Genomic DNA, 25,794 nt, shown 5'->3' with positions numbered 1-25,794 from the left:
TTTCCTAGTATCTTGTGTTGAGGACTTGCCGCCGATGAGCAGCTTGAAAGAACGGATCACCGAAGACATGAAGGCTGCCATGCGCGCGCGCGAAACCGAGCGCCTGGGCACCGTCCGTCTGTTGCTTGCCGCGATCAAACAACGCGAGGTCGACGATCGCATCGAACTCGACGATGCGGCGATCACGAGCGTGATCGACAAGCTCGTCAAGCAGCGCAAGGACTCGATCGAGCAGTTTGCGAATGCGGGGCGCCAGGATCTCGTCGACAAGGAACAGGCCGAATTGCTCGTGCTGCAGGCCTATATGCCGCAGCAACTGACGCCGGCCGAGATCGAGGCTGAAGTCGCGTCGGTGCTCGCGCAGGTGGGCGCGGCGGGTCCGCAGGACATGGGCAAGGTCATGGGCGTGCTCAAAGGCAAGCTTGCCGGCCGCGCGGACATGACGGCCGTGTCGGCGCAGGTGAAGGCCGCGCTGACCGCGAAGTAGCGCACGACGGCCGACGACCGACGGCCGGCGGACGGAAACAAGACAGTGTCGCGCCGGACATCGGGCCGGTGGCGAACATACGGGGCAGGCAGCGTTCGGCATGCGCGCTGCCGGTGGATGAGAGGACCGGGCGCGTTCGGGCAGCATCGCCGGGCGCGGGCCGATACGACTTGCGGTAATTAGGCGCTTTGATTCCCCACTCCTTCCTGCAGGATTTGCTGAGCCGCATCGACGTCGTCGAAGTGGTGGGGCGCTATGTCCAGCTCAAAAAGGGTGGCGCGAATTTTATGGGACTCTGTCCGTTCCATAACGAAAAGAGCCCCTCCTTTTCCGTGAGCCCGACCAAGCAGTTCTATCACTGCTTCGGCTGCGGCGCGCACGGGACCGCCATCAATTTCCTGATGGAGCATGCGGGGCTGACGTTCCCGGAAGCCGTCGAAGAGCTCGCGCAGTCCGTGGGCCTGACCGTGCCGCAGGAACCCCGCGCGGGCGGCGATGCGCGCGACGCGGGGCAATGGAAGCAGGCGATCGGTCTTGTCGATCGGATGAAGGCGGCGAGCGACTACTACAAACAGACGCTCAAGACGTCGCCGAACGCGATCGCGTATTTGAAGAAGCGCGGGCTCTCGGGCGAGGTCGCCCGGGATTTCGCGCTGGGTTATGCGCCCGACGGCTGGCAGAACCTCGAAGCCGCGTTCGACGACTACCAGGCGGACGCGCTCGTCGAAGCGGGTCTCGTACTCGTGAGCGAGAAGACCGATGCGCAAAGCGGCGCGGCGCGGCGGTACGACCGGTTCCGCGATCGGATCATGTTTCCGATCCGCAATGTGCGGGGTCAGGTCATCGGATTCGGCGGGCGTGTGCTCGACGGCGGCGAGCCCAAGTATTTGAACTCGCCGGAAACGCCCTTATTTAACAAGGGCAGCGAACTCTACGGCTTGTTCGAGGCGCGTCTCGCGATTCGCGAGAAAGGCTTCGTGCTCGTTGTCGAAGGCTATATGGATGTGGTGGCGCTCGCGCAGCTCGGATTTCCGAACGCGGTGGCGACGCTCGGCACCGCGTGTACGCCGATCCATGTGCAGAAGCTCATGCGTCAGACCGATACGGTCGTGTTCAGCTTCGACGGCGACAAGGCGGGACGTCGCGCGGCACGGCGCGCGCTCGATGCGTGCCTGCCGCACGCGGCGGACAACCGGACGATCCGGTTTCTGTTTCTGCCGCCCGAGCACGATCCGGATAGCTACGTGAGAGCGTTCGGAACGGATGCCTTCGGGCATCAGGTCGAGGAGGCGCTGCCGTTGTCGCAGTTCCTGCTCAACGAGATTGTGGCCGACAAGCCGCTCGACCAGCCCGAGGGCCGCGCGAAGGCGCTGTTCGAGGCGAAGCCGCTGCTCGCGGCCCTGCCGCCGAACGCGTTCCGCACGCAGGTGGTCCATATGCTGGCGGATCGGTTGGGTGTGCCGTTCGGCGAGGTGGCGGCGTTATGCGGGATCGACGGCGCCGTGCAGCGGGCCGTGCGCGATGCGCCGGAGAAGGCGGCGCGCCGCCGTGTGACAGGCAATGAGGAACGTGCGTTGCGCAATCTTGTCATGTATCCGGGATGCGCGGCGGTGCTCGGTGATGAGGAAGGGGCGGCGCTTCGGTATGCGGCGCGCCGTGAATTATTCGATGAGGTGTTGACGCATATCCGCGCGCTCGGCGCTCATGCGGATTTCAGATTGCTTTCGGAAGTGCTTCGAAATACGGCTAATGCGCCGGTATATGAAGAGATTTTTCGCGAAATTCTGACCTATGATGAAAACGTGCGCGATCTCGTGCTCGCACCCGACACGGATGGCTCGGTCGAACGTTATCAGGATCAGACGCGCGTGGCCGGCGAGGAATTGCAGGCTGCGCTTGCGAAGCTTCATTACGATGCATTACGAGAGCGGTGCGACCGACTGTCGCGCCAGTCCAAGCTGACTTCCGAAGAGACAACCGAATACGCCGATCTGCTGAGGCAAACTGCTGACCTCAGGAGACGGCTCGCGCCGGTGGCGGCGCGCGAGTGACTGGTATAATCGAGGGTTTGCAGCGGGCTTTAATCTGACGGCGAGACCCGATCCGGCGCCGCGCGGTACGCGGAACCGGGCCAGGGCGGGCGGAACCAGTGAAGTTCTGTTGATGGGGCGAGATCGTAATGGTGAAAACTACGAGCGGCAAGACGAAGGTGAAGGCGCAGGACGAGCACGTCGCATCGGGCGACCCGGCCGCGGCATCGCCGTCGAGCCTGGCGCCGGCGCGCGAGCGCTCGGGCCAGGCGCGCACGCGATCGGCCGCCGCCACGAGGAACACGTCGAGCAAGGCTGCGACGCCCGTCGCGGAACCGTCCGCGAGCACGAAGAAAGAGGCGGGTAGCGCTGCCTCGAGCCAGACCGGCAAAAGCGCTGCCGCGCGTACTGCGACAAGTACGAAGCCGTCCGCGAAGGCGGCGGGTGCCGCCTCGAGGGCGGTCACACGGGCGCCCGCGGCAGAGCCGGCGTCGAGGGCAACCGCGCATGCATCCGACAAGGGTGCCGCCGTTTCGGCGCGCGAGAGCAAGGTTTCAACAGGTGGCACGGATGTTGAAGAACAGCCGCACGCCGAGATACACGCCGCTACGGGCAGTCCAATGAAGAAAACGTCGAACGAAGCATCAGTCGATAACGCCGCGGCCCAGGCCGAGGATACGCAACCCGCGCCGAAGGTCGAGAAGCTCAAGGCGCGCGATCGCCGCGCGAAGGAAAAGGCGTTGCTGAAGGACGCGTTCGCGTCGCATCAGCCCGGCACCGCCGAGGAGCTCGAAGAGCGCCGCTCGAAGCTGCGCGCGCTGATCAAGCTCGGCAAGGATCGCGGCTTCCTGACCTACGCGGAAATCAACGACCACCTGCCTGACGATCTCAACGAAGTCGAGGCGATCGAGAGCATCGTCGGCACGTTCAACGATATGGGCGTGGCCGTCTACGAGCAGGCGCCCGATGCGGAAACGCTGCTGCTCAACGACAACGCGCCCGCGGCGTCGAGCGACGACGAAGTCGAGGAAGAAGCCGAAGTCGCGCTGTCGACCGTCGATTCGGAATTCGGCCGCACGACCGACCCGGTCCGTATGTATATGCGTGAGATGGGGACCGTCGAGCTGCTGACGCGCGAAGGCGAAATCGAAATCGCGAAGCGCATCGAAGACGGTCTCAAGCACATGGTCATGGCGATCTCCGCCTGCCCGACGACGATCGCGGAAATTCTCGCGATGGCCGAGCGCGTCGCGAACGATGAGATGCGCATCGACGAGCTCGTCGACGGTCTCGTCGACGACAACGCCGAAGACACGGACGGCTTCAATGCCGCCGAGGCCGAAGCGATCGAATCCGAGGATGAAGAAGCCGAGGAAGAGGGCGACGAGGAAGAAGAGGAAGACGACGGCGCCGTGGCCGAGCGTGCGAATGCCGCTCAGCTCGAAAAGCTGCGCGTCGACTCGCTCGCGAAGTTCGCGCTGATCGGCGAATGGTTCGACAAGATGCGCCGTGCCTACGAGAAGGAAGGCTATAAGTCGAAGGCCTATCTGAAGGCGCAGGAAACGATTCAGACCGAACTCATGTCGATCCGCTTCACCGCGCGCAACGTCGAGCGTCTGTGCGACACGCTGCGTGCGCAGGTCGAGGAAGTGCGTTCGGTCGAGCGTCAGATTCTGCACACGGTCGTCGACAAGTGCGGCATGTCGCGTGCCGAGTTCATCTCGCGCTTCCCGAGCAACGAGACGAATCTCGACTGGGCGACGGTGATCGTCGGCGAGGGCCATGGTTACAGCGCCGTTCTCGAACGCAATATCCCGGCGATTCGCGAGCAACAGCAACGTCTGATCGATCTGCAGGCGCGCGTCGTGCTGCCGCTGCAGGATCTCAAGGAAACGAATCGCCAGATGGCGGCGGGCGAGCTCAAGGCACGTCAGGCCAAGCGTGAGATGACCGAGGCCAATCTGCGTCTCGTGATTTCGATCGCGAAGAAGTACACGAACCGCGGCCTGCAATTCCTCGATCTGATCCAGGAAGGCAATATCGGTCTCATGAAGGCCGTCGACAAGTTCGAATATCGTCGTGGCTACAAGTTCTCGACGTATGCGACGTGGTGGATTCGTCAGGCGATCACGCGCTCGATTGCGGATCAGGCCCGCACGATCCGTATTCCGGTCCACATGATCGAAACGATCAACAAGATGAACCGGATCTCGCGTCAGATCCTGCAGGAAACCGGTCTCGAGCCGGATCCGGCGACGCTGGCAGAAAAGATGGACATGCCGGAAGACAAGATCCGCAAGATCATGAAGATCGCGAAGGAACCGATCTCGATGGAAACGCCGATTGGCGACGACGACGATTCGCATCTGGGCGATTTCATCGAGGATACGAATACGGTCGCGCCGGCCGACGCGGCGCTGCATGCGAGCATGCGCGACGTCGTCAAGGACGTGCTCGACTCGCTGACGCCGCGCGAAGCGAAGGTGTTGCGCATGCGTTTCGGTGTCGAGATGAGCACGGACCATACGCTCGAGGAAGTCGGCAAGCAGTTCGACGTCACGCGCGAACGGATCCGTCAGATCGAAGCGAAGGCGCTGCGCAAGCTGCGTCACCCGAGCCGTTCGGACAAGCTCAAGTCGTTCCTCGAAGGGAATTGATCCGGGTGTCCGGCGAAAGGCTGCCGGACATCTGCGGTTGATGTATCGGACGCCTCCGGCGTCGTGTCGGGTTCGATGGATCGCAGACGTGTCCGATGCGCTCGGGTTTGATTTTCGATTCGCCCAAGCGCCCCTGCGGGGGCGCTTGTCATAGGTAGAGTAGGCCGCTATCCTGCGGGTCCTGTTGCCGACGCGGTCGTGCCGATCCGTTGTGTCGATCGGCGGCGCATCTCGCTGAACGGTTTTCCGTCTGCACCGATTGCGCCGGACGAACTCGAACGAGGTCGTCCGCCGCGTTTCTCCCGTTTTCAGGGCCTCTAGCTCATGCTTGGTTAGAGCAGCGGACTCATAATCCGTTGGTGCTTGGTTCGACTCCAAGGAGGCCCACCAGTCGTTCCCAAGGCTTAGCTTCGGCTAAGCCTTTTTTATTGTTCGGTGAGGCCGCATGATGCTGCCCGCTGCCCGCTGCCCGCTGCCCGCTGCCCGCTGCCCGCTGCCCGCTGCCCGCTGCCCGCTGCCCGCTGCGTGCGCGTTGCCACAAGTTTCCCGAACACCCGAACACCCGAGCCCGAAGCCCGAAGCCCGAAGCTCAAGGCCCAAGGCCCAAGGCCCAAGGCCCAAGGCTCGAAACGGCTGGACGATGCCTCCCCAAAAATGCCCGTCGCCCGACGTCCACCCACGCCGCGATCCGGACGCTTTTTACAAACCTCGAATAAGCCCCAAATTGCCTCGTTGCTTCGCGGATCGGTTCGCCCGCGACCTGCGACACTGATCCTGCCGGAAAGTGGAATTCGGGCGTCCCGAGGCGCCGGGCGGGCTGGTGTGTCCGAGCGACACGACGTCCTGGCGAGGCCGAGTGTCCGGAACGGGCCGGGGTGCATCCGGCGCAATTCAATCCAGCGTGAGAATGTTCAATGGCGTTGTCCGTAACCAGTCCTGGGATCAGCTCCGGACAGCTTGATGTGTTGGCCGGCGGCATCGGCGAAACACAAGGGCCGCAGACACGCCAACTGCCCGGCGCGGCCCCGCCTAAACCCGTCGAGCGCAAGGATGGCGGGCAGCTCGCCGTCCTGATCCAGGAACCCAATCGCGACAAGCGGTCGTCGTTCCTGCGTCGCCCGGTTCACGCGTTCAAGCCCGGCGACCCGCTACCGTTCAACCCGCGCCAATACGCGTCGGTGCGTGCTGCGTTCAGCGGTCAGAACCGGTTTCGCCAGAATGTCCAGGTCGCCTCGACGGCGACCGACGTGCTGTCGCGCGGCCTCGCGCAATACCGGATCAACGTGCCGGTCCGCCGCCTGAAGCTCAGGACGCTGCGTACGGCGATCGTCTACGCGCAACGCGTGAGCCCCGGCAAGCTCGTCGTCTCGGGCGACGATCTGACCGAACAGCAGGCCGAACTGCTCAGCGACTACATGACCCAGCAGGTGCCCCTGCTCGAGGCGATCGGCGAGATGAACGTCGCGGCGATCGAGGTGCTCGGTTTTCCGAACCACGTGCCGCCGCAACCCGTGCCGATCGAACCGAACCAGCGCTATTTCGTCGACGAGCATCTGGGGCGCGTCCGGTATTCGGACGTCACGGATTCGCTTGTCGATACCTCCGATCTCGAAAGCTGGATCGACGGCGCGATCGACTTCAACCGGTTCGCGGTCAACGTCAATCGCTACGTTCAGACCGGCGAATTGCCGGTCAAGCCCGAACGCACGCGCCGGGGCATTTACGAACGCACGGGCGGCTATCTCGACAACGGCTACGGCGCCAAGGTGCTCGGACCGATCGACCAGTCGACGGTTCGCACCAATGCGCCGCTGCGCTCGGGCTGGCAGGGCATGTGGTCGTCGTATGCGGCGATTACGCTGCTCGACGTCGATATCGCGCCGCGCGGCGAACTGCCGACCGTCAACGACTTCTGCTGACGGCGCCTATCGCGCGGCCGCCAGCACGCGTCGCGCGACGATCACGCAGACCGCGACAAACACGACGAGCGCGAGCCATTCCGACGTCGAAGCAAATGCGCCGTTGACGATCGCGAGCGGCGCGTCGCGTCCCGTGAAGCCCACGACGGCCGCGAGCACGACGCCGACCAGACTTTCGCCGACGATGAGCCCCGACGCGAGGAGGACGCCGCGCCGGTTCGCACGCTCGGCGAACGCGGTCTCGTCGACGTGACGTGCGCGTGCGCGCGCACGCAGCGTCCGGTCGACGATCCAGCCGAGCGCTGCGCCGATCACGAGCGTCGAGCCGATCGTCGGCGGCAGGTAGATCCCGATCCCGACCGCGATGACCGGAAGCCGCGCGACCCCGCCGCGGCGCGCAAGCACGGTATCGACGGCGATCAGCGCGATGCCGAGCGCGACGCCGATGCCGAGCATCGACCAATCGAGCGCATGCGTGAAGATGCCGGTCGCGATCGCGGTCATCAAGGTCGCCTGCGGTGCGGAGAGGGCCTGGGCGGGATCCATGCCCGCGTGAGGCAGCGCGCCCGGAAATCCATATGCGTTGTAAAGCAGATTCAACACGGGCGGAATGACGGCCGCGCCGACCACGCAGCCGATCAGCAAGGCGACCTGCTGGCGCCACGGCGTCGCACCGACAAGCCAGCCTGTCTTGAGATCCTGAAGGTTGTCGTTCGAGATCGTCGCGACGGCGATCACGGCGGACGTCGTGAACAAGGCGAGCGCGATCGCGAGGTCGCGGCCTTCGGCGGTGACCAGCAGCCCTGTCGCCTGGCTCATCGCGAGGATCAGCAGCGAGACCAGAATCACGGCGACGATGCCGATCCCCGAGATCGGGCTCGTCGACGATCCGACGAGGCCGGCCATATATCCGCAGGCGGCGGCGACAAGAAAGCCGAAGATGACCGCGAAGAGCACGCCGCAAAGCACGAGCAGCGCGATCGATCCCATTGGCAGCGGCGCGGGCGCGAGAAACGCGGCGAACGTGACGAGCCAGACCGCGACGAGCGCAAGCGTGATCCCGATGATGGCGCGCGGCGCGAGATCGGTTTCGGTGCGGGGCGTCGCGCCGGTCCGCGTGCCCTGGCTGCGCGCGTGGCCGATCGCGGCGAACGATGTCCGGACGCCTTCGACCATGGGTTTCGCGAGCGTGATCAAGGTCCAGACGGCAGCGACGCCGATCGTGCCCGCGCCGATGAAGCGAACCTTGTGGGCCCATAGTCCGGTCGCGAATGCCGCGACCGGTTGCGCATCGGCGTTCGACGTGACGCTCGTCAGAATGGGCACCGCGACGCCCCAGCTCAGCACGATGCCGAGCAGGATCGCGAGTCCCGAGACGATGCCGATCAGGTAGCCCGCGCCGATCAACGCGAGTGAGAAGCCGGTCGTGAGCCGGAATACGGCCGATCCGACGGGGAGCCAGGCCGTGATGCTTTCGCCGAAGATCTTGAGTCCGCTCGTGGCAAAGGCGAACACGGCCGAGACGATGCCGCCGAACGCGATCTCGCGCGCACCCGCATCGTCTCGCGCATCATGACTCGGGCTTGGGCTTGGGCTTGGATTTGGATTTGGATTTGGATTTGGATTTGGATTTGGATTTGGACCGGCACCGGCATCCGCATCCATGCCTGTTGTCGCTCTGTACGTGGTTGCAGAAGCTGTCTCGCGTGGTCCATTCGACGCGCGCGGATCCGCGGGCTCGACCGCCTCAAGCGCTTCGGACGGCGCGCTGCCGATCCGCAGGATTTCGGCGGCGGCGACGCCCTCGGGATAGGGGAGTGTGCTGTCGACGACCATCGCGCGGCGCAGCGGGATCGTGAACATCACGCCGAGCATGCCGCCCGCGCCGCAGATGCCGAGCGTGAGCCAGAATGGAAAGCCGTGCCAGTGGCCGATCATGAGCAGGCCCGGCATCACGAAGATGATCGACGACAGCGTGCCGGCCGCCGAGGCCTGCGTCTGGACCATATTGTTTTCGAGAATATTGCCGGCGTTCATCGCGCGCAGCACGGCCATCGAGATCACGGCGGCGGGGATCGACGACGAAAAGGTCAGGCCGACCTTGAGGCCCAGATAGACGTTCGACGCAGTGAACACGATCGTGATCAGCGCGCCGAGCACCATGCCGCGCACCGTGAGTTCGGGCAGCGTCGTCGAGTCAGGAATGCGGGATGGATGAGAGGCCATATGACTTCGCAAGAGAGACGTTCGCCCGGATTATAGAAAACGCCGCACGATAGGCCCGCTGCCCGCTGCCCGCTGCCCGCTGCCCGCTGCCCGCTGCCCGCCGAGCGCCGAGCGCCGAGCGCCGAGCGCCGAGCGCCGAGCGCCGAGCGCCGAGCGCCGAGCGCCGAGCGCCGAGCGATCGATCACCAACGACCGACCACTCACGACCAACGATTCACGACCCACCCATGGCCGATCGTCGCGGCTTGCCGACGCTGCATGCGCGGCGCGCTCAGCCCTCGTCGCGGCGTCTTATTCGATCGCGGGCGGCGGCGCGTCGCGCGCATCGTGCGTGCGCATCGGCACGTCGATCATGAACAGCGCGAGCACGAAGCCGACGATCGCGACGCAGGCGGCCACGAGAAACACGATATGCAACGAAGACGAGAAGGCGCTCAGATAGTCGTGCCGAATCGCATCGGGCAACTGCGCGACAGTCGCCGGTCCGAGATTGCGCGGCAATACCGTGTCGGCCGGCAGCAGCGCTTCGAGCCGGCTCGCAAGACCGTTCGAGAAGATCGCGCCGAACAACGCCACGCCGATCGAGCCGCCGATCGAGCGGAACAAGGTCGCGCCCGACGTCGCCACGCCCATATGCCGGAAATCGACCGCGTTCTGCACCGCGAGGATCAGCACCTGCATGACCATCCCGAGCCCGAGTCCGAGGATCAGCATGTACCCGTCGAGCACACGAAGCGGCGTATCGAGCCGGATCGTCGACATCAGCCCGAGCGCGACGGACATGACCGCCGTGCCGACGATCGGGAACATCCGGTATCGGCCGATCTTGCTGATGATGCGTCCCGACACGATCGACGCGAAGATGATGCCGCCCATCATCGGCAGCAACTGGAGTCCCGCGCCCGTCGGCGATGCGCCCTTGGCGACCTGCAGATAGAGCGGCAGGAACGTGATCGAGCCGAACATCGCGATCCCGACGATGAATCCGACCGCGCACGCGATCGAGAACACACGCGACGCGAACAGCTCCAGCGGCATGATCGGCTCGGCGGCGGTACGTTCCTCGAAGACGAAACCGAACAGCAGCACGACACCGAGGATCAGCAGCATCCAGAGTTCGATCGAGCGCCACGGCAACGTCGTGCCGCCTTCGCTCGTGAACAGGATCACGCACGTAAGCCCGGCAGCCATGAAGATCGCGCCCGGGTAGTCGATCTTGTGATCGATATGCCGCGTGTGCGGCTTGAACACGATGCCGAGCACGAGCATCGCGAGCACGCCGAGCGGCAGGTTCAGATAGAAGATCCAGCGCCACGAAAAATGCTCGACGATATAGCCGCCGAGCAGCGGTCCGATAACTGTCGAGAGCCCGAACACCGCGCCGAACAACCCTTGATAACGCCCACGCTCGGCCGGCGGCACGACGTCGCCGATCGCGGCGATCGACGAGACCATGAGCCCGCCGCCGCCGAGCCCCTGCAGCGCGCGCATGATGATGAGCCACGTCATGTCCTGCACCATGCCGCACAGCGCGGAGCCGGCCAGAAACAGCACGATCGCGACCTGGAGCACGATGCGCCGGCCGAACAGGTCGCCGAACTTGCCGTAGAGCGGCACGACGATCGTCGAGGTCAGCAGGTAGGCGGTCACGACCCATGAAAGCTGCGACAGTCCGCCGAGCTCGCCGACGATCGTCGGCAACGCGGTCGAGACGATCGTCTGATCGAGCGCCGCGAGAAACATCACGAGCATCAGCGTCGGATAGATCACGCGCACGGGTGGTTTGTAAGGCGGGGCGTCGTCGTGCATCGGGCAGGCCCGGACGGGCGAATGGGCGATCAGCGTTGGCGATGAGTGTAGCGAGTCGGCGTGTCGCGTGAAAGTCGGCCGAACGGCAGGGGGCGGGACCGTTCGATTTGCTGTGGTTGCCGTTGATGACCACCGCGCCGACGACAACGCGACCCGATTGCATGGTTGAGTGTCCCAAGCCCAAGCCCAAGCCCAAGCCCAAGCTCAAGCTCAAGCTCAAGCTCAAGCTCAAGCCCAAGCCCAAGCCCAAGCCCGACTCCGACTCCGACTCCGACTCCAAGTCCAAGTCCAAGTCCAAGTCCGAGACCAAAGCCAAGTGCAAGTCCGAGACCGAGATAAAGTCCGGGCTCAACCCCGCCTGCATCGCCCGCGCCGTCCACAAGCTCGACGTCACCCGCCCGATACAGCATTTCCTGCGCCCGGACCCCGCCTTTCAACCGATCCGACCGACCGCGGCGCCCTATGCCCTGTCCCGCATGAACCGAAACCGCCTTAGGCGGCGATGTTGGGCACTGCCTCTAGGTCCGCGCGGTCGGCGGCGCGCGTGATAGCATCGGCGCACTTTTTTCGCGGAGCGTGCAATGACCATCGGGGCAAGAATCGGAACGCCGGGTAGCGCATCGGCCACACGCGTGATGCTGCTCGGCGCCGGCGAACTCGGCAAGGAAGTGCTGATCGCGCTGCAGCGCCTGGGCGTCGAGACGATCGCCGTCGATCGCTATGCCGACGCGCCCGGGCATCAAGTCGCGCATCGCGCGTTCGTGATCGATATGACGGACCCCAAGGCGCTGCGCGAGATCATCGAACGCGAACGGCCGCATCTGGTCGTGCCCGAGATCGAGGCGATCGCGACCGATACGCTTGCCGAGATCGAGCGCGAGGGCATCGCCGAAGTGATCCCGACCGCGCGCGCGACGCAGCTCACGATGAATCGCGAAGGCATCCGCCGGCTCGCGGCCGAAGAACTCGGTTTGCCGACGTCGCCGTACGCGTTTGCCGATTCGCTCGAATCGCTGCGCGCGGCGATCGCGGGCGGCATCGGATTCCCGTGCGTCGTGAAGCCCGTCATGTCGTCGTCGGGCAAGGGGCAGTCGGTGCTGCGCGGCGAGGCCGACGTCGGTCCCGCATGGGACTACGCGATGTCGGGCGGCCGCGTGAAGGGCGGTCGCGTGATCGTCGAGGGCTTTATCGACTTCGACTACGAGATCACGCTGCTGACGGTCCGCGCTCGCGGCGCGAGCGGCGAGATCGAGACACGCTATTGCGAACCGATCGGCCATCTTCAGAAGGCGGGCGACTACGTCGAGTCGTGGCAGCCTCAGCCGATGAGCGCGCTGGCGCTCGAACGCGCGCGCGATGTCGCGGGCAAGGTCACGGCGGCGCTCGGCGGACGCGGCATTTTCGGCGTCGAGCTGTTCGTCAAGGGCGACGCGGTCTGGTTCTCGGAAGTGAGCCCGCGTCCGCACGATACGGGTCTCGTGACGCTGATCACGCAAGGCCAGTCCGAGTTCGAACTGCATGCGCGCGCGATCCTCGGCCTGCCCGTCGACACCACGCTGCGCGACACGGGCGCATCGGCGGTCATCTACGGCGGGCTCGAAGCGCGGGGCATCGCGTTCGAAGGCGTGGCCGAGGCGCTCGCGGTGCCGCGTTCGGATCTGCGGCTGTTCGGCAAGCCCGAGAGTTTCGTCAAGCGACGCATGGGCGTCGCCGTCGCCGCCGCGACAACGATCGACGCCGCGCGCGAGAATGCGCGCACGGCGGCCTCGCGTGTGCGTCCGGTGCCGGGCGAGGCCTGATGGCTCGACTGGGCTCGGACCGGTTGGGCTCGGCTGGGCTCGGTCCGCTTGGGCCGCCGCCGGCCAGGATCAACCTGACGAGGCCAGATGAGGCCTGACGAGGCAGATCGCCATGACGGGGTTGCCGTGCTTGCCGGCTCGACGCGGACCCGCCAGCACCGACGTTCGCGTCCGCCTCATCGTTCAAGGAGCAAGGCTATGCCGTTTCGAGCTGTTTTGAAGACGTATGCGCGCGGGTTGCGAATCGTGGCGAGCGCGGCATCGGTCGGTGTCGTGAGCCCGGCGTTCGCGACAGCGCTCGCGCCCGTTCTCGCCGCGCCGACGCTCGAGACGGCCGTGCCCGACACGACCCCAACCGCCGCGCGGATCGATTCAAACGATGCGCCGACGCGCGTCGTCGCGCCGATGCGGCTCGCCGCGACGGATGCATCTGCCGAGCCGTCCGCGGTCGTGCCGGTGCCCGTGGCTGACGTGCCGGTCGCGCCGCCGCCCGGCGGCAAGCGGGTGTCGCTGACGTTTCCGCAGCTCAAGGTCGTCTCGCGCAGCGTCGTCACGTATCAATGCGAAGGCGGCCGCGAACTCGGCGTCGCGTACTTGAACACCGACAATCAGCAGAGTTTCGCGATCATCCGTCTCGACGGGCGGCACCTCGTGTTCGTCAACGTCCTCTCGGGCTCGGGCGCGCGCTATGCGGCCGACAAGTACATCTGGTGGACCAAGGGCAACGACGGCAATCTCTACGATCTCACGCAGGGCGAAAACGGTCCCGCCGTGGCGAAGGATTGCAAGGCGATCACGCGTTAGGAGCGGGCATGTCGCGTGCGCACGTCGGCGTGGGCAAAGCGCGCGCGATTCGAGCGGCCGGCGATCCGAGCGGCCGGCGGACCGCTGTCACATGTCGAGGCGCTTGACGCACGGCGGCGCATGGCGGCGTGCTCGGCCGTGACGGGCCGCCTACTTTTTTGCGTCACGAAAACCTTCTATACCTGAGATCGAAAGCGGCGCGGTCAGGCGCGCGCAGAGCGATCCGGCCCGCAATCGGGACGAATCGCACGCGAGTGTTACAATCACGGGTTGCCAAGTTGTGCGCGGTGCGTTATGCGTGCCCCAGCGATATGCGTGCCTCAGCGCGCCCGGCCTTCGAAGATACCTATGTCCGATCATTCCGCCCCTCAGGCCGACACCTCCGATGTGTCCGGCCAGCCGGCACCGGCCGCCGCCGCGGCCCCCGCCGTGTCGTTCGACGCGTTCGGCCTCGCGCCTGAAATCCGCAAGGCGATCGCCGAGCAAGGCTATACGACGCCGACGCCGATCCAGGCTCAGGCGATTCCCGTCGTCCTGTCGGGGCGCGACGTGATGGGCGCGGCCCAGACGGGCACGGGCAAGACGGCGAGCTTCTCGCTGCCGATTCTTCAGCGTCTGCTGCCGCTCGCGAGCACGAGCACGTCGCCCGCGCGCCATCCGATCCGCGCGCTGATCCTCACGCCGACGCGCGAACTCGCCGACCAGGTCGCCGCGAACGTGTTCGCGTACGGCAAGTACACGGCGCTGCGCAGCGCGGTCGTGTTCGGCGGCGTCGACATGAATCCGCAGTCCGAAGCATTGCGCCGCGGCGTTGAAATCCTGATCGCGACGCCGGGCCGCCTGCTCGATCACGTCCAGCAGAAGACGGCAAACCTCGGCCAGGTCCAGATGCTCGTGCTCGACGAAGCCGACCGCATGCTCGACATGGGCTTCCTGCCGGACCTTCAGCGCATCCTGAACCTGCTGCCCGACTCGCGCCAGACGCTGCTGTTCTCGGCGACGTTCTCGAACGAGATCAAGCGGCTCGCGGGCAGTTATCTGCGCGATCCGCAAACCATCGAAACGGCGGTTCGGAATTCGACGGCGACCAACGTGACGCAAGTCGTCTACGAGGTCAACGAAGGCGACAAGACGGGTGCGGTCGTTCAATTGATCCGCGAGCGCGGCCTCAAGCAGGTCATCGTGTTCTGCAACAGCAAGATCGGCGCGAGCCGTCTGGCGCGTCAGATCGAGAAGGCGGGCATCGTCGCGGCCGCGATTCACGGCGACCGCACGCAGTCCGAGCGCATGCAGGCGCTCGACGCATTCAAGCGCAACGAGATCGAAGCGCTCGTTGCGACCGATGTCGCCGCGCGCGGCCTCGATATCGCCGAACTCCCGGCGGTCATCAACTTCGATCTGCCGTTCAACGCCGAAGACTATGTGCACCGGATCGGCCGTACGGGCCGCGCGGGCGCGTCGGGCGATGCGTTGTCGCTGTGCAGCCCGAACGAGCGCAAGCAACTCGCGGACATCGAAAAGCTGATCAAGCGGCCGCTCGAACGCGGCACGCTCGTCGTCGAATCGGCGCCGCCGCGCGAAGAGCGCGACCGCCCGCCGCGCCGCCGTGAGGAGGGCGAACAACACGGCGCGCGTCGCGAGCGCACGCGCTTCGACGATGACAATGGCCGCCGGCGCGGTCCCGATCGCACGCGCTTCCAGCCCGCGCCGATCGTGCACGACGATATCTTCTACAAGCCCTATGAGCCATCGGCGAGCACGACGGCGCCCGAGGCGGCCGCGCCCGAACCCGAGCGCAAGGGCCCCAAGCGGCAGGTCGCCGCGTTGCTCGGCGGACTGCCGCGCAAGACGAGCGGTAACTGATCGCAGCCCGGCGCGCGGTCGAGCGGGATCGGACTTCGTTCAGATGCCGCCGATTGCCGCGCGCATCGCCCCTTCGTCCGCTCGTTACCCATCACCGCGCTATGTCGATGCGCCGCCTTGCGCGCGCTCGACCCAACGCGCTTTCCATTGCGCGATCGCGACTTCATAAAACCGTGTCAATGAGTGCGCCGTCGCGGCCTCTTGCAGGCCGAGATGCCGCGCCGCGCGCGCGAGCGCTTCGAGCGGGCGTTCGTCGTCGACGGCCTGCGCGAGCGTCTGCTTGCTGAGCTTCTCGCCGTGCGCGTCGATCACGACCGGGACGTGCAGATACCGCGGGACCGGCAGTCCGAGGCACTGCTGGAGATAGATCTGGCGCGCGGTCGAATCGAGCAGATCGGCGCCGCGCACGATATCGGTGACAGCCGACGCCGCATCGTCGACGACGACAGCGAGCTGGTACGCCCATTGTCCATCGGCGCGCTTGAGCACGAAATCGCCGACCTCGGTCGCGAGATCCTGGTGCTGCGGACCTTGCCAGCGGTCTTCGAAGCGCATGCGCGCGGCCTCGCCGTCGGGCACCCGCAAGCGCCAGGCGCGCGCGGGTTTGCCGTGCAGGCCGTCGCGGCAGGTGCCCGGATACGTCAGCGTCCGATGGCGTTCACGGAGATGGGTGAGCGAATCGGCGATTTCCTTGCGTGTGCAGCCGCATGGGTAGACGTGTCCGTTCGCGGTCAGCGCGTCGAGCGCGGCCGCATAGGCGTCGGTTCGTCGGGTCTGCCAGACGGGCGGTGCGTCCGCGTGCATGCCGACGCGTTCGAGCGTGCGGAGCTGGCTCTGCGCGGCGCCGGGCACGGTCCGCGGGCCGTCGATGTCTTCGATCCGGATCAGCCAGCGGCCGTCATGGGCGCGCGCATCGAGATAACTCGCCAAGGCGCTTGCGAGCGAGCCCGCGTGCAGAGGGCCCGTCGGCGAGGGCGCGAAACGGCCGCAGTAGGGTGCGGTAGCCGATGTCATGCCGGCGGGTGCCGTGGCGGGTGGGTTCAGCCATCGATGCTGGCGTGGCCGGGGGGGCGAGCGTGGACGAGTTGGCGGCGCCGTGCCGGCCGGCGCGGTCACGAGTGCGCCGTCTCGCCCGCCGCGCGGATCGCGCCCGATCGGCTGGAGCGCGCGTTGCGCGTATCGATCGCTTCGCGCTGCGCCGAGTAGCACGCGGGGCAATATTCGCCGGCCTTGTATTCGGACGTCTGCTGCGCCGCGACGTCGACGACCGCGCGGCACGCGAAGCACTGGACCGTGGCCGCGGGTTCGAGCGTCGGCGTCAGCGCGGTCCGGTAGTCGAAGACGAAACAGTCGCCCGTGTAATGCGCGCCGCCGACTTCCTCGAAGTACTTGAGAATGCCGCCTTCGAGCTGGTAGACGTGATCGATGCCGACGTTTTCCATATGGATCGCGGCCTTCTCGCAGCGGATGCCGCCCGTGCAGAACGACACGACGGTCTTGCCCTCGAAGTCCGCGCGGTTGTCGGCGACGACTTGCGGAAACTCGCTGAATTTGCCGATCCGGTAGTCGAGCGCGCGATCGAACGTGCCGACGTCGACTTCGAACGCGTTGCGCGTATCGAGCATGACGACCGGCCGGCCCGCATCGTCGACGCCGTCGTCGAGCCAGCGCTTGAGCGTGCGCGCGTCGACCGCGGGCGCGCGGCCGGCTTCGGGCCGGATCGACGGCGAGTGCATCGTGATGATTTCGTTCTTGAGCTTGACGAGCATGCGACGGAACGGCTGTTTGTCGGAGTGGCTGACCTTGACCTCGAGATCGGCGAACTTGCCCTCGAACAGCGCGTCGCCACGCAGGTAGGCGAGAAACGCGTCGGTCGCCTCGGCCGGGCCCGCGAGAAACAGATTGATGCCTTCGGGCGCGAGCAGGATCGTGCCGCGCAGCCCCAACGCTTCGCACCGTTCGCGCAGCGGGGCGCGCCAGTCGGCGGTCGAGGCGATCGAGACGAATTTGTAGGCGGCGAGGTTGACGATGCTCATGATGCAGGGACAGAAACGGTAAATGGGGCGGGATGACCCGTGTGGCGCGTCGATCGTATCGGCAGCGGCGCGGACCCCGCGAAACGCGTATTATCGCCGATCGCGTATCCGACCGTCGCGGCGCATCGTTCGCCGTTCCGGTCCGCGCTTTCGAAACGGTACAATCGCCGCATGTCTCTCCCACGTTTCGTCCATCTTCGCCTGCACTCCGAGTTCTCGATCGCCGACGGTGTCGTGCGCATCGACGACGCGGTCGCGGCTGCCGCGAAGGACGGTCAGGGCGCGCTCGCGCTGACCGACCTCGCCAATGCGTTCGGCCTGGTCCGCTTCTACAAGGAAGCGCGCGGCAAGGGCGTCAAGCCGATTGTCGGCTGCGACGTCTGGATCACGAATCCCGACGACCGCGACAAGCCGGGTCGCCTGCTGCTGCTCTGCAAGGACACGACCGGTTATCTGAATCTGTGCGAGCTGCTGTCGCGCGCGTGGCTCACGAATCAGCATCGGGGCCGTGCCGAGATCGACGTCAGCTGGCTCGAAGACGGCTTCGCGCAAGGCTTGCTCGCGCTGTCGGGCGCGCAGCAGGGCGATATCGGCCTCGCGCTCGCCGCGGGCAACGCGGACGCCGCGCGCCGTCATGCGCAGCGCTGGGCGCGCTTGTTCGAGGGCGGCTTCTATATCGAGCTTCAACGCGCGGGTCTGCCCGGCGGCGACGCGTATCTGGCCGACGCCGTGCGGCTCGCGGCCGACCTGAAGCTGCCCGTCGTCGCGACCCACCCGACGCAGTTCATGAGCGCCGACGATTTCACGGCGCACGAAGCGCGCGTCTGTATTTCCGAGGGCGACATCCTCGCGAATCCGCGCCGTCAGAAGCGCTTCACGACCGATCAGTATTTCCGCACCCAGGACGAGATGACCGCGCTGTTCGCGGATCTGCCGTCGGCCGTCGCGAACACGATCGAGATCGCGAAGCGGTGCAACGTCACGCTCGAACTCGGCAAGCCCAAGCTGCCGCTGTTCCCGACGCCCGACGGCCTGTCGCTCGACGACTATCTCGTCCAATTGTCGAAGGACGGGCTCGAAAAGCGCCTCGAACAGCTGTTCCCGAACGTCGAGCAACGCGAGACGAAGCGCGAGCAGTACTACGCGCGGCTCGAATTCGAAGCGGCCACGATCATCAAGATGGGCTTCCCGGGCTACTTCCTGATCGTTGCCGACTTCATCAACTGGGCGAAGAACAACGGCGTGCCCGTCGGCCCGGGCCGGGGCTCGGGGGCCGGTTCGCTCGTCGCGTACGCGCTCGGCATCACCGACCTCGATCCGCTCAAGTACAACCTGCTGTTCGAACGGTTCCTGAACCCCGAACGCGTGTCGATGCCCGACTTCGACATCGACTTCTGCCAGCACGGCCGCGATCGCGTGATCCAGTACGTCAAGCAGAAATACGGCGCCGACGCGGTCTCGCAGATCGCGACGTTCGGTACGATGGCCGCGAAGGCTGCGGTTCGCGATATCGGCCGCGTGCTCGATCTCGGCTACAACTTCACGGACGGCGTCGCAAAGCTGATTCCGTTCAAGCCGGGCAAGCTCGTCACGATCGACGACGCGCTCAAGGAAGAGCCCGCGCTCGCCGAGCGCCGCGACAACGAGGATGAAGTCCGCCAGTTGCTCGAGCTCGCGCAACGCGTCGAAGGGCTCACGCGTAACGTCGGCATGCACGCGGGCGGCGTGCTGATCGCGCCCGGCAAGCTGACCGACTTCTGTCCGCTCTACACGCAGGGCGACGACGGCGGCACCGTGAGCCAGTACGACAAGGACGACGTCGAAGCGGTCGGCCTCGTCAAGTTCGACTTTCTGGGCCTGACGACGCTGACGATTCTCGACTGGGCCGAGCGTTATATCCGCCGGCTCGACGCGTCGAAGCAGGACTGGAATCTGTCGCAGGTGCCGCTCGACGATCCCGCGTCGTTCTCGATTCTCAAGAAAGCGAATACGGTCGCCGTGTTCCAGCTCGAAAGCCGCGGCATGCAGGGCATGCTCAAGGACGCGCAGCCCGACCGCTTCGAGGACATCATCGCGCTCGTCGCGCTGTACCGGCCGGGTCCGATGGACCTGATTCCGAGCTTCTGCGCGCGCAAGCACGGCCGCGAAGCCGTCGAATATCCGGATCCGCGCGTCGAACCCGTGCTCAAGGAGACCTATGGAATCATGGTCTACCAGGAGCAGGTCATGCAGATGGCGCAGATCATCGGCGGCTATTCGCTGGGCGGCGCCGACTTGCTGCGTCGCGCGATGGGCAAGAAGAAGGCCGAGGAAATGGCCAAGCATCGCGACATGTTCCGCGAGGGCGCGGCCAAGAACGGCCTGTCGGCCGAGAAGGCCGACGAGACGTTCGACCTCATGGAGAAGTTCGCGGGCTACGGCTTCAACAAGTCGCACGCGGCCGCGTATGCGCTGCTCGCGTACTACACGGCGTGGCTCAAGGCGCATCATCCGGCCGAATTCATGGCGGCCAATATGAGCCTCGCGATGGACGACACCGACAAGGTCAAGATCCTCTACGAGGATTGCATCGCGAACGGTATGCAGGTGTTGCCGCCCGACGTCAATCAGTCGGCGTACCGGTTCGAGCCCGTCGGCGAAGCCGACGGCAGCCGCGCGAAGACGATCCGCTACGGCCTGGGCGCGATCAAGGGCAGCGGCCAGAGCGCGATCGAGGAGATCCTGCGCGCGCGCGAAGACGGACCGTTCAAGGACCTCTATGACTTCTGCTCACGCATCGACCGTCGCGTCGTCAATCGCCGCACGATCGAGGCGATGATCCGCGCGGGCGCGTTCGACACGATCAACGCGAACCGCGCGCAATTGCTCGCGTCGGTCGCGCTCGCGATGGAAGCCGCCGAACAGACCGATGCGAACAAGATGCAGGGCGGCCTGTTCGAGATGGACGACGCGGGCGACGGCGGCATGGCGGCTCACACGCTCGTCGATGAACCCGCCTGGCCCGAGAAGCGCCGGTTGCAGGAAGAGAAGACGGCGCTCGGCTTTTTCGTGTCGGGCCATCTGTTCGACGCGTATCGCGCGGAGATGCGCCAGTTCGTCCGCACGAAGCTGTCCGACCTGACCGAAGGGCGCGACAAGCTTGTGGCGGGCGTCACGACGAGCTTGCGCACGCAGATGACCCAGCGCGGCAAGATGGTCGTCGTGCTGCTCGACGACGGCACGGGGCAGTGCGAGATCACCGTGTTCAACGAAGTCTTCGAAGCGAACAAGGCGTTGTTCAAGGAAGACGAGTTGCTCGTCGTGCAAGGGCAGGCGCGCAATGACGCGTTTACGGGCGGAATCCGGTTCACGGCCGAGTCGGTCATGGATCTCGGACGCGCGCGCAGCCGGTTCGCGCGCTCGGTCAAGGTCGAGATGAACGGCCAGATGGACCCCGCCGCGCTCAAGCGCGTGCTCGAGGCGCACTGGGCCGATCCGAACGACGTTCCGCCGCCGCCTCCGCCGCCTTCGCGCGGGCCGAACGGCGGACGCCAACGCGCGCCCGTGCCGACGCCCAACGGACTGACGGTCCAGATCGCCTACCGCGCCGACGACGCGCTCTGCGAAGTCCAGTTGGGCGAGGCGTGGCGCGTCAAGCCGACCGACGAGCTGTTGAGCGCGCTGCATAGCGAATTGGCCGACAGCCGCGCCGAAATCGCGTATTAGCGGCGGTAACAAGCGCCCCGGCGGGGCCGCGCAACGGTGATGCTATGATCTGCGTCCGCCCGGCAGGGGCTTGTTCATCCACTCTTTGATTCCGATTCACATGACTTCGGCTCGATCGACTGACGCGTCCATCCGGGTTCTGGCGACGATCGCCGTTTTGGCGGGCTTCTCGATCCCCGTATCGACGGCGTTGCAGAACATCAGCTCGGCGCTGCTCGTCGTGGCGATCCTGTTGATCCCCGCCGCGCGACGCCAGATCGGCACCGCGCTGCGGCAGCCGTTTTCGATCGGATGTCTCGTGTTTTACGCGGTGTTCGTGCTCGGCGTGCTCTGGGCGCCGTCGACGCACGCGGCGATCGGCATGCTCGTCAAGCTGCGTCCGTATCTGCTCGTGCCCGTGATTTTCGCGGGATGCATGCTGTTGCCCGTGCGGCAAGGCGTGTTGCTCGGGTTCGGCGTGGGCACGCTGCTGAGCGTGGTCGTGTCGATCATCACCGCGCTGCTTCACCATCCCGTGCTGTACGGCATGCCCGGCGATTACCAGGTGTTTCGCACGCATACGTATCACGACTCGTTCGCGAGCATCCTGATCCTGTCGATCGCCGCGTTCTGGCTCAAGGGCGCCATCGCGCCGCGCTATCGCAAGCTGACCGCGCTCGTGCTCGCCGCCTGCGTGGTCGACGTCTTCTTGTTCGTCGCGGGCCGTACGGCGCAAGGCGCGCTGCTCGCGGCGCTGTGCTGCCTGCTGCTGCTCTGGGACGTCCGCAAGGGCATCGTCGGCATGCTCGTGCTCGTCGTGCTCGGCGCGGTGTTCTTCTCGAGCTCGAACATGCTCAAGTCGGAAGTCACGCGCGCGCAGTATGATTTGCAGCAAGCGCAAAAGGGCGTGCTGCGTTCGGGCAACTACGAGAATTCGCTCGGCCTGCGTCTGTTCTTCTGGCGCAACGCGATGGCCGTCGTCGAGCAGAAGCCCGTGCTCGGTCACGGTACGGGCAGCTATCAGGCGGTCATCTTCGAGGACCAGGGCGCGCAAGGCGGACGCAATCCGCATTGCGACTATCTCTGGATCGCGGTCGAGACCGGCGTCGTCGGCGTACTCGCGACGCTCGCGATGCTGATCTGCGGCCTCGTTCAGGCGAGCCGGCTCGCGTCGCCCGAGCGCTGGGCCGCGACGCTGCTGGTCGTGACGTTCGCGCTGACGGCGCTGCTCAATTCGTATTTCACCGACAACATCACGGGGACGGGCTTCATCCTGCTGGCGGCCGCCATGTTCGCGGGCCGCTGGTTCGAACCTCGTTCCGACGCCACTCGCGGCCTACGACAGTCATGATCAGCATCATTACAGCGATTTATAACCAGCGCGCGGTCAACGAGCTGTTTCTCGAATCCGTGCAGCGGTACACGCATCACAAGTACGAGCTCATCATCATCGACAACGGGTCGACCGACGGGAGCGCGGAGATGTTCGAGGCGGCGGGCGCGAAGGTCATCCGCAACGGCGTCAACTACTCGTACCCGAAGAGCCAGAACCAGGGCATCGCGGTCGCGCAGTACGATTGGCTCGCGTTCCTCAACAACGACATCATCGTCTCGCCCGACTGGGACCGGACGATGGTCGCGTCGATGCAGAAGAACGGCCTGCTCGCGGCGACGGTCTGCGGCGTCGAGCAGGTCGAGTCCGAAGCGGCAACGCGCTATCTGAAGCGGCGCTGGCACCGGATCAAGTACTCGCTGAGCCTGTTCGGCACGAGCAAGCCGATCCTGCGCGCGATGCACCGGTTCATGTATCCGGACTGGGTCGGCTTCTGCCGCGACCGCAATGAACGATTCGCGGGCCAGGTCAAGGAAGGCTTCGTCGGCAATACCGTGATGCTGCATCGCGATGCGCTGCCGATCATCGGCCTCTGGGACGAGCGCATGCAGGCGGCCGATTTCGACCTCTATCTGCGCACGCGCACGCGCGCGGACTCAGTCGGCGACATCAAGCCGCTGCATATCTGTCTCGACACGTACGTGCATCACTACATCCGGCTCACGATGAAGGCGAAGAAGACGCCGCCGACGTTCGCCGACGCCGCGAATCTGATCACGAAGGAAGACAAGTGGAGCGCGGAGGACATCGCGAAGGTCGATGCGCTCCCGCAGTTCAATATGCGGCGCGCGCGCTAGGTCGGCGCGCGCAATCTCTGCACCCCCCGCGTAACCCTCGTGCGCGATCAGCGCGCGGCGGCGACCGGGACCGGGAACAGCACCTGATGCACGGCCGTCGCGACCATCGGCGGCGTGATCGATTCCATGCAGCGGTTGCGCTCGCAGGTATCGAACGCCGGGGTCTTGACGCACGGACTGCACGACAACCCCACCGAGAGCACCTTGACCGCGTTGCGGCCGTCCGAGAACGGCCCCGTCTGCAGCGGCTGGGTCGGGCCGAACAACGATACGACGGGCACGCCGAGCGCCGCCGCCATATGGCTCGGCCCCGTGTCCGTGCTGATCATCGCGTCGCTTTGCGCGATCACGGCCATGAGCTGGGGCAGATTCGTCTTGCCGGCCAGATTGATGCAGTGAGGCTGATCCTGCGCGATCTGCCCGATCATGCCGGCTTCGGCCGACGTGCCGATCAGCACGGGCGTATGCCGCGGAAACAGCGTGTGCCATTGGCTCAGCAAATCGCGCCAGTTCTCGACGGGCCATGAGCGCAGCGCGGTTCGCCCGGCGGCGAGCCAGCTATTGCTGCAATGGACGCAGATATAGGGGCCTTCGAGCGAGAACGTCGCGCGCACGTCGAGATGCTCGGGCGCCACGAGCGACGGTGCGGCGCGCTCGGCAATCGCGCGCGGCAACGCGAGCGCGATGATCTTGCGCAGCGAGACGACCGCATGCTCGGTCTGGGCGCCGACCTGATCGCGGATCGAATAGCCGCGGACCTTCTTGCGCGCGCGGGCGGCGCCGAACAGGCTGCGGAAATGCGTGCTCGTTTCGAGATCCAGCATGAGGTCGTAGGGCTGGCGCAGCGAACGCCACCAGACCTTGAGCTTGGTCGGGCTCAGCAGCAGCGGCAGCTTGCGACGCTTGATCTCGAAGACGCGTCCGATGCGCGGATCATGGCGGAACAGGCCGCCCATGCCTTGCTTGACGATCAGATCGACTTCCGTATCGGGGCCGTAGACGGAGCGGATGCTCTCGATCGGCGTCGTGCCCCAGATCGTGTCCCCGAGCATGCCGGCGCGAATGACCAAGACCCGGGGCTTGCGCGCGGGGCTCGATGCGAGGGGACGTGAGACTTCTTTCATGACTTTCGAATACTCGTTGCGCGCGCGGGTCGCCGCGTCGCTGCGGCGGTGGCGGGGAGTGGCGTGTGGGGCGCTCGTTCAAAACCGTTCGATGCTACCGCAAACGCGCCGGGGGCAGGCCGCATTGTACGGGTGCGTACGGGCGCGCATGGACACGTAGGGGCGCCGATGGGCACGTCGATCGACGCCGGGCGCCGTGTGCTTGCGGGGCCCGCCATCCGTTTACGCTACGCGGTCGTCGTGATGGGCGCCGAGTTTCAGAAACCGGTAGTAGACGGTTTCCGCGTTGAAGACCGCGATCATGAAGCCCGCGCGGCCGTCGAGAAAGCCGCGCCGCAGGATCCACGTGCGCACGAACGCCCAGAACCCGCGCCCGAGCGCCTTGCCGAACCCGCCGCGCTTGCCTGCCGCGAAGCGCTGCCGGGCGCCCGCGCTCGAATAGGCATCGAGCTTGCGCAGGACCGTGTCGAAGTCCTCGTACGAGTAGTGCATGAGCTTGCCGGCCAGACGCTCGCATCGCGCATCGAACACGAGCCGTTCGTGCACGAGGTCGTCGGAAAAACGCGCCGCGCCGCGCCGGAACAGACGCGGCACCCAATCGGGATACCAGCCGCTGTGATGGATCCAGCGGCCGCAAAAGCTCGACAAGCGATCGAGTGCGTAGACGTCGGCCGACGGCTGGCGGATGGCCGCGGCGATCGCCTGCGCGAGCGCTGGCGTGACGATTTCGTCGGTGTCGATCGACAGGACCCAGTCCGTGCCGAGCGCATCGATCGCGCGGTTCTTCTGCGCGCCGAACCCGGGCCAGACCGGCTCGACGATCACGCGGGCGCCGTGTTCGCGTGCGATCTGTTGCGTGGCGTCGTGACTGCCGCCGTCGATGACGACGATATCGTCGGCGAACGACAGCGCCGCGAGGCATGGCGCGAGACGCGCGGCCGCGTTGAGCGAGATCAGGGCGACGCCGAGCGTCGGCCTGGCGGGTGAGGATGTCGGGGCGTGCACGTGGACGGGACGGGATCGGGTCGGAACAGCGCGGAGTATACCCGCGCGCTACCCGCGTGCCTGCCGGGCGCGATGTCGCGCGGCGCGCCCGCGAAGGAAATGGACGGCTTGTGCATGCCGGACGGGCGATGGCCCGCGCGGCCCGGGTGCGCGCGGGCCGG

The 25,794-nt window shown here is 66.0% G+C and carries 17 protein-coding genes and 1 tRNA gene; 12 read left to right on the top strand and 6 right to left on the bottom strand.

The window, feature by feature from the left end:
• Positions 1-34 precede the first annotated feature (34 nt).
• The 5 genes from D7S86_RS09015 (at position 35) to D7S86_RS08990 (ending at position 7,093) form a co-directional block, all read left to right on the top strand.
• A complete protein-coding gene (locus D7S86_RS09015; RefSeq protein ID WP_121085561.1) occupies positions 35-487 on the top strand; it encodes a GatB/YqeY domain-containing protein in 453 nt (150 codons plus the stop codon).
• A 188-nt stretch (positions 488-675) separates the two neighbouring features.
• Complete coding sequence (gene dnaG / locus D7S86_RS09010) at positions 676-2,538, top strand: DNA primase (protein WP_121085559.1); 1,863 nt, start codon at positions 676-678, stop codon at positions 2,536-2,538.
• Between the two features lie 128 nt (positions 2,539-2,666).
• On the top strand, positions 2,667-5,174 hold the full coding sequence (gene rpoD / locus D7S86_RS09005; RefSeq protein WP_205962778.1) for an RNA polymerase sigma factor RpoD: 2,508 nt from the start codon (positions 2,667-2,669) through the stop codon (positions 5,172-5,174).
• Positions 5,175-5,485: 311 nt separating this feature from the next.
• Positions 5,486-5,564: transfer RNA gene (locus D7S86_RS09000), tRNA-Ile, on the top strand.
• Between the two features lie 524 nt (positions 5,565-6,088).
• Positions 6,089-7,093, top strand: coding sequence for a hypothetical protein (locus D7S86_RS08990; protein ID WP_147432276.1), 1,005 nt, complete (start codon positions 6,089-6,091; stop codon positions 7,091-7,093).
• 6 nt (positions 7,094-7,099) lie between these two features.
• On the opposite strand, the gene D7S86_RS08985 is transcribed toward D7S86_RS08990, so the two are convergent.
• Positions 7,100-9,319: an OPT family oligopeptide transporter gene (locus D7S86_RS08985; protein WP_240648055.1), complete on the bottom strand. Its 2,220-nt coding sequence runs from the start codon at positions 9,317-9,319 to the stop codon at positions 7,100-7,102.
• Between the two features lie 291 nt (positions 9,320-9,610).
• The gene (locus tag D7S86_RS08980; protein WP_121085553.1) at positions 9,611-11,128 is read right to left on the bottom strand and encodes an MDR family MFS transporter; all 1,518 of its coding nucleotides are present in this window, start codon (positions 11,126-11,128) and stop codon (positions 9,611-9,613) included.
• A gap of 125 nt (positions 11,129-11,253) precedes the next feature.
• On the opposite strand from D7S86_RS08980, the gene D7S86_RS29470 reads away from it, so the two are divergent.
• The 4 genes from D7S86_RS29470 to D7S86_RS08965 all read left to right on the top strand — a co-directional run bounded on the left by D7S86_RS29470 (position 11,254) and on the right by D7S86_RS08965 (position 15,594).
• Positions 11,254-11,676, top strand: a complete 423-nt coding sequence (locus D7S86_RS29470) for a hypothetical protein (protein WP_158601906.1) — start codon at positions 11,254-11,256, stop codon at positions 11,674-11,676.
• Positions 11,677-11,709: 33 nt separating this feature from the next.
• Positions 11,710-12,927 (top strand): formate-dependent phosphoribosylglycinamide formyltransferase, encoded by a 1,218-nt coding sequence (gene purT / locus D7S86_RS08975; protein WP_121085551.1) that lies wholly within the window; start codon positions 11,710-11,712, stop codon positions 12,925-12,927.
• A 198-nt stretch (positions 12,928-13,125) separates the two neighbouring features.
• Positions 13,126-13,731, top strand: coding sequence for an MliC family protein (locus D7S86_RS08970; protein ID WP_240648054.1), 606 nt, complete (start codon positions 13,126-13,128; stop codon positions 13,729-13,731).
• A gap of 348 nt (positions 13,732-14,079) precedes the next feature.
• Positions 14,080-15,594, top strand: a complete 1,515-nt coding sequence (locus D7S86_RS08965) for a DEAD/DEAH box helicase (RefSeq protein ID WP_121085549.1) — start codon at positions 14,080-14,082, stop codon at positions 15,592-15,594.
• Between the two features lie 99 nt (positions 15,595-15,693).
• Here the strand turns inward: D7S86_RS08965 and gluQRS are convergent, their stop codons facing one another.
• Complete coding sequence (gene gluQRS, locus D7S86_RS08960) at positions 15,694-16,608, bottom strand: tRNA glutamyl-Q(34) synthetase GluQRS (RefSeq protein WP_121085547.1); 915 nt, start codon at positions 16,606-16,608, stop codon at positions 15,694-15,696.
• Positions 16,609-16,706: 98 nt separating this feature from the next.
• Positions 16,707-17,630 (bottom strand): sulfurtransferase, encoded by a 924-nt coding sequence (locus D7S86_RS08955; RefSeq protein WP_121085545.1) that lies wholly within the window; start codon positions 17,628-17,630, stop codon positions 16,707-16,709.
• Positions 17,631-17,801: 171 nt separating this feature from the next.
• Here D7S86_RS08955 and dnaE point away from each other — a divergent pair, with 171 nt between their 5' ends.
• The 3 genes from dnaE to D7S86_RS08940 all read left to right on the top strand — a co-directional run bounded on the left by dnaE (position 17,802) and on the right by D7S86_RS08940 (position 23,504).
• The gene (gene dnaE / locus D7S86_RS08950; protein ID WP_121086074.1) at positions 17,802-21,335 is read left to right on the top strand and encodes a DNA polymerase III subunit alpha; all 3,534 of its coding nucleotides are present in this window, start codon (positions 17,802-17,804) and stop codon (positions 21,333-21,335) included.
• 100 nt (positions 21,336-21,435) lie between these two features.
• Positions 21,436-22,665 (top strand): O-antigen ligase family protein, encoded by a 1,230-nt coding sequence (locus D7S86_RS08945; protein ID WP_121085543.1) that lies wholly within the window; start codon positions 21,436-21,438, stop codon positions 22,663-22,665.
• Entirely contained in the window at positions 22,662-23,504 is an 843-nt protein-coding gene (locus tag D7S86_RS08940; RefSeq protein WP_121085541.1) for a glycosyltransferase family 2 protein, read from the top strand. The genes D7S86_RS08945 and D7S86_RS08940 overlap by 4 nt, the downstream gene beginning before the upstream one ends.
• A 47-nt stretch (positions 23,505-23,551) precedes the next feature.
• Here the strand turns inward: D7S86_RS08940 and D7S86_RS08935 are convergent, their stop codons facing one another.
• Together D7S86_RS08935 and D7S86_RS08930 are read right to left on the bottom strand one after the other, a co-directional pair.
• Complete coding sequence (locus D7S86_RS08935; RefSeq protein ID WP_121085539.1) at positions 23,552-24,628, bottom strand: glycosyltransferase family 9 protein; 1,077 nt, start codon at positions 24,626-24,628, stop codon at positions 23,552-23,554.
• A 222-nt stretch (positions 24,629-24,850) separates the two neighbouring features.
• The gene (locus tag D7S86_RS08930) at positions 24,851-25,633 is read right to left on the bottom strand and encodes a glycosyltransferase family 2 protein (protein ID WP_121085537.1); all 783 of its coding nucleotides are present in this window, start codon (positions 25,631-25,633) and stop codon (positions 24,851-24,853) included.
• Positions 25,634-25,794 lie beyond the last annotated feature (161 nt).

Source organism: Pararobbsia silviterrae, assembly GCF_003628125.1.
Lineage (GTDB): Bacteria > Pseudomonadota > Gammaproteobacteria > Burkholderiales > Burkholderiaceae > Pararobbsia > Pararobbsia silviterrae.
Note: the sequence above shows the minus strand (reverse complement) of the source record. Positions and strands in the feature narration are given on the sequence as shown.

Bases quoted from the DNA above. Each gene is read 5' to 3' on its own strand.
- D7S86_RS08980 (WP_121085553.1), bottom strand. From the start codon at position 11,128: ATGCACGACGACGCCCCGCCTTACAAACCACCCGTGCGCGTGATCTAT.
- D7S86_RS08990 (WP_147432276.1), top strand. From the start codon at position 6,089: ATGGCGTTGTCCGTAACCAGTCCTGGGATCAGCTCCGGACAGCTTGAT.
- D7S86_RS08935 (WP_121085539.1), bottom strand. From the start codon at position 24,628: ATGAAAGAAGTCTCACGTCCCCTCGCATCGAGCCCCGCGCGCAAGCCC.
- D7S86_RS29470 (WP_158601906.1), top strand. From the start codon at position 11,254: ATGACCACCGCGCCGACGACAACGCGACCCGATTGCATGGTTGAGTGT.
- D7S86_RS09015 (WP_121085561.1), top strand. From the start codon at position 35: ATGAGCAGCTTGAAAGAACGGATCACCGAAGACATGAAGGCTGCCATG.
- D7S86_RS08970 (WP_240648054.1), top strand. From the start codon at position 13,126: ATGCCGTTTCGAGCTGTTTTGAAGACGTATGCGCGCGGGTTGCGAATC.
- rpoD (WP_205962778.1), top strand. From the start codon at position 2,667: ATGGTGAAAACTACGAGCGGCAAGACGAAGGTGAAGGCGCAGGACGAG.
- dnaE (WP_121086074.1), top strand. From the start codon at position 17,802: ATGTCTCTCCCACGTTTCGTCCATCTTCGCCTGCACTCCGAGTTCTCG.
- purT (WP_121085551.1), top strand. From the start codon at position 11,710: ATGACCATCGGGGCAAGAATCGGAACGCCGGGTAGCGCATCGGCCACA.
- D7S86_RS08955 (WP_121085545.1), bottom strand. From the start codon at position 17,630: ATGAGCATCGTCAACCTCGCCGCCTACAAATTCGTCTCGATCGCCTCG.
- D7S86_RS08985 (WP_240648055.1), bottom strand. From the start codon at position 9,319: ATGGCCTCTCATCCATCCCGCATTCCTGACTCGACGACGCTGCCCGAA.
- D7S86_RS08965 (WP_121085549.1), top strand. From the start codon at position 14,080: ATGTCCGATCATTCCGCCCCTCAGGCCGACACCTCCGATGTGTCCGGC.
- D7S86_RS08945 (WP_121085543.1), top strand. From the start codon at position 21,436: ATGACTTCGGCTCGATCGACTGACGCGTCCATCCGGGTTCTGGCGACG.
- gluQRS (WP_121085547.1), bottom strand. From the start codon at position 16,608: ATGACATCGGCTACCGCACCCTACTGCGGCCGTTTCGCGCCCTCGCCG.
- D7S86_RS08940 (WP_121085541.1), top strand. From the start codon at position 22,662: ATGATCAGCATCATTACAGCGATTTATAACCAGCGCGCGGTCAACGAG.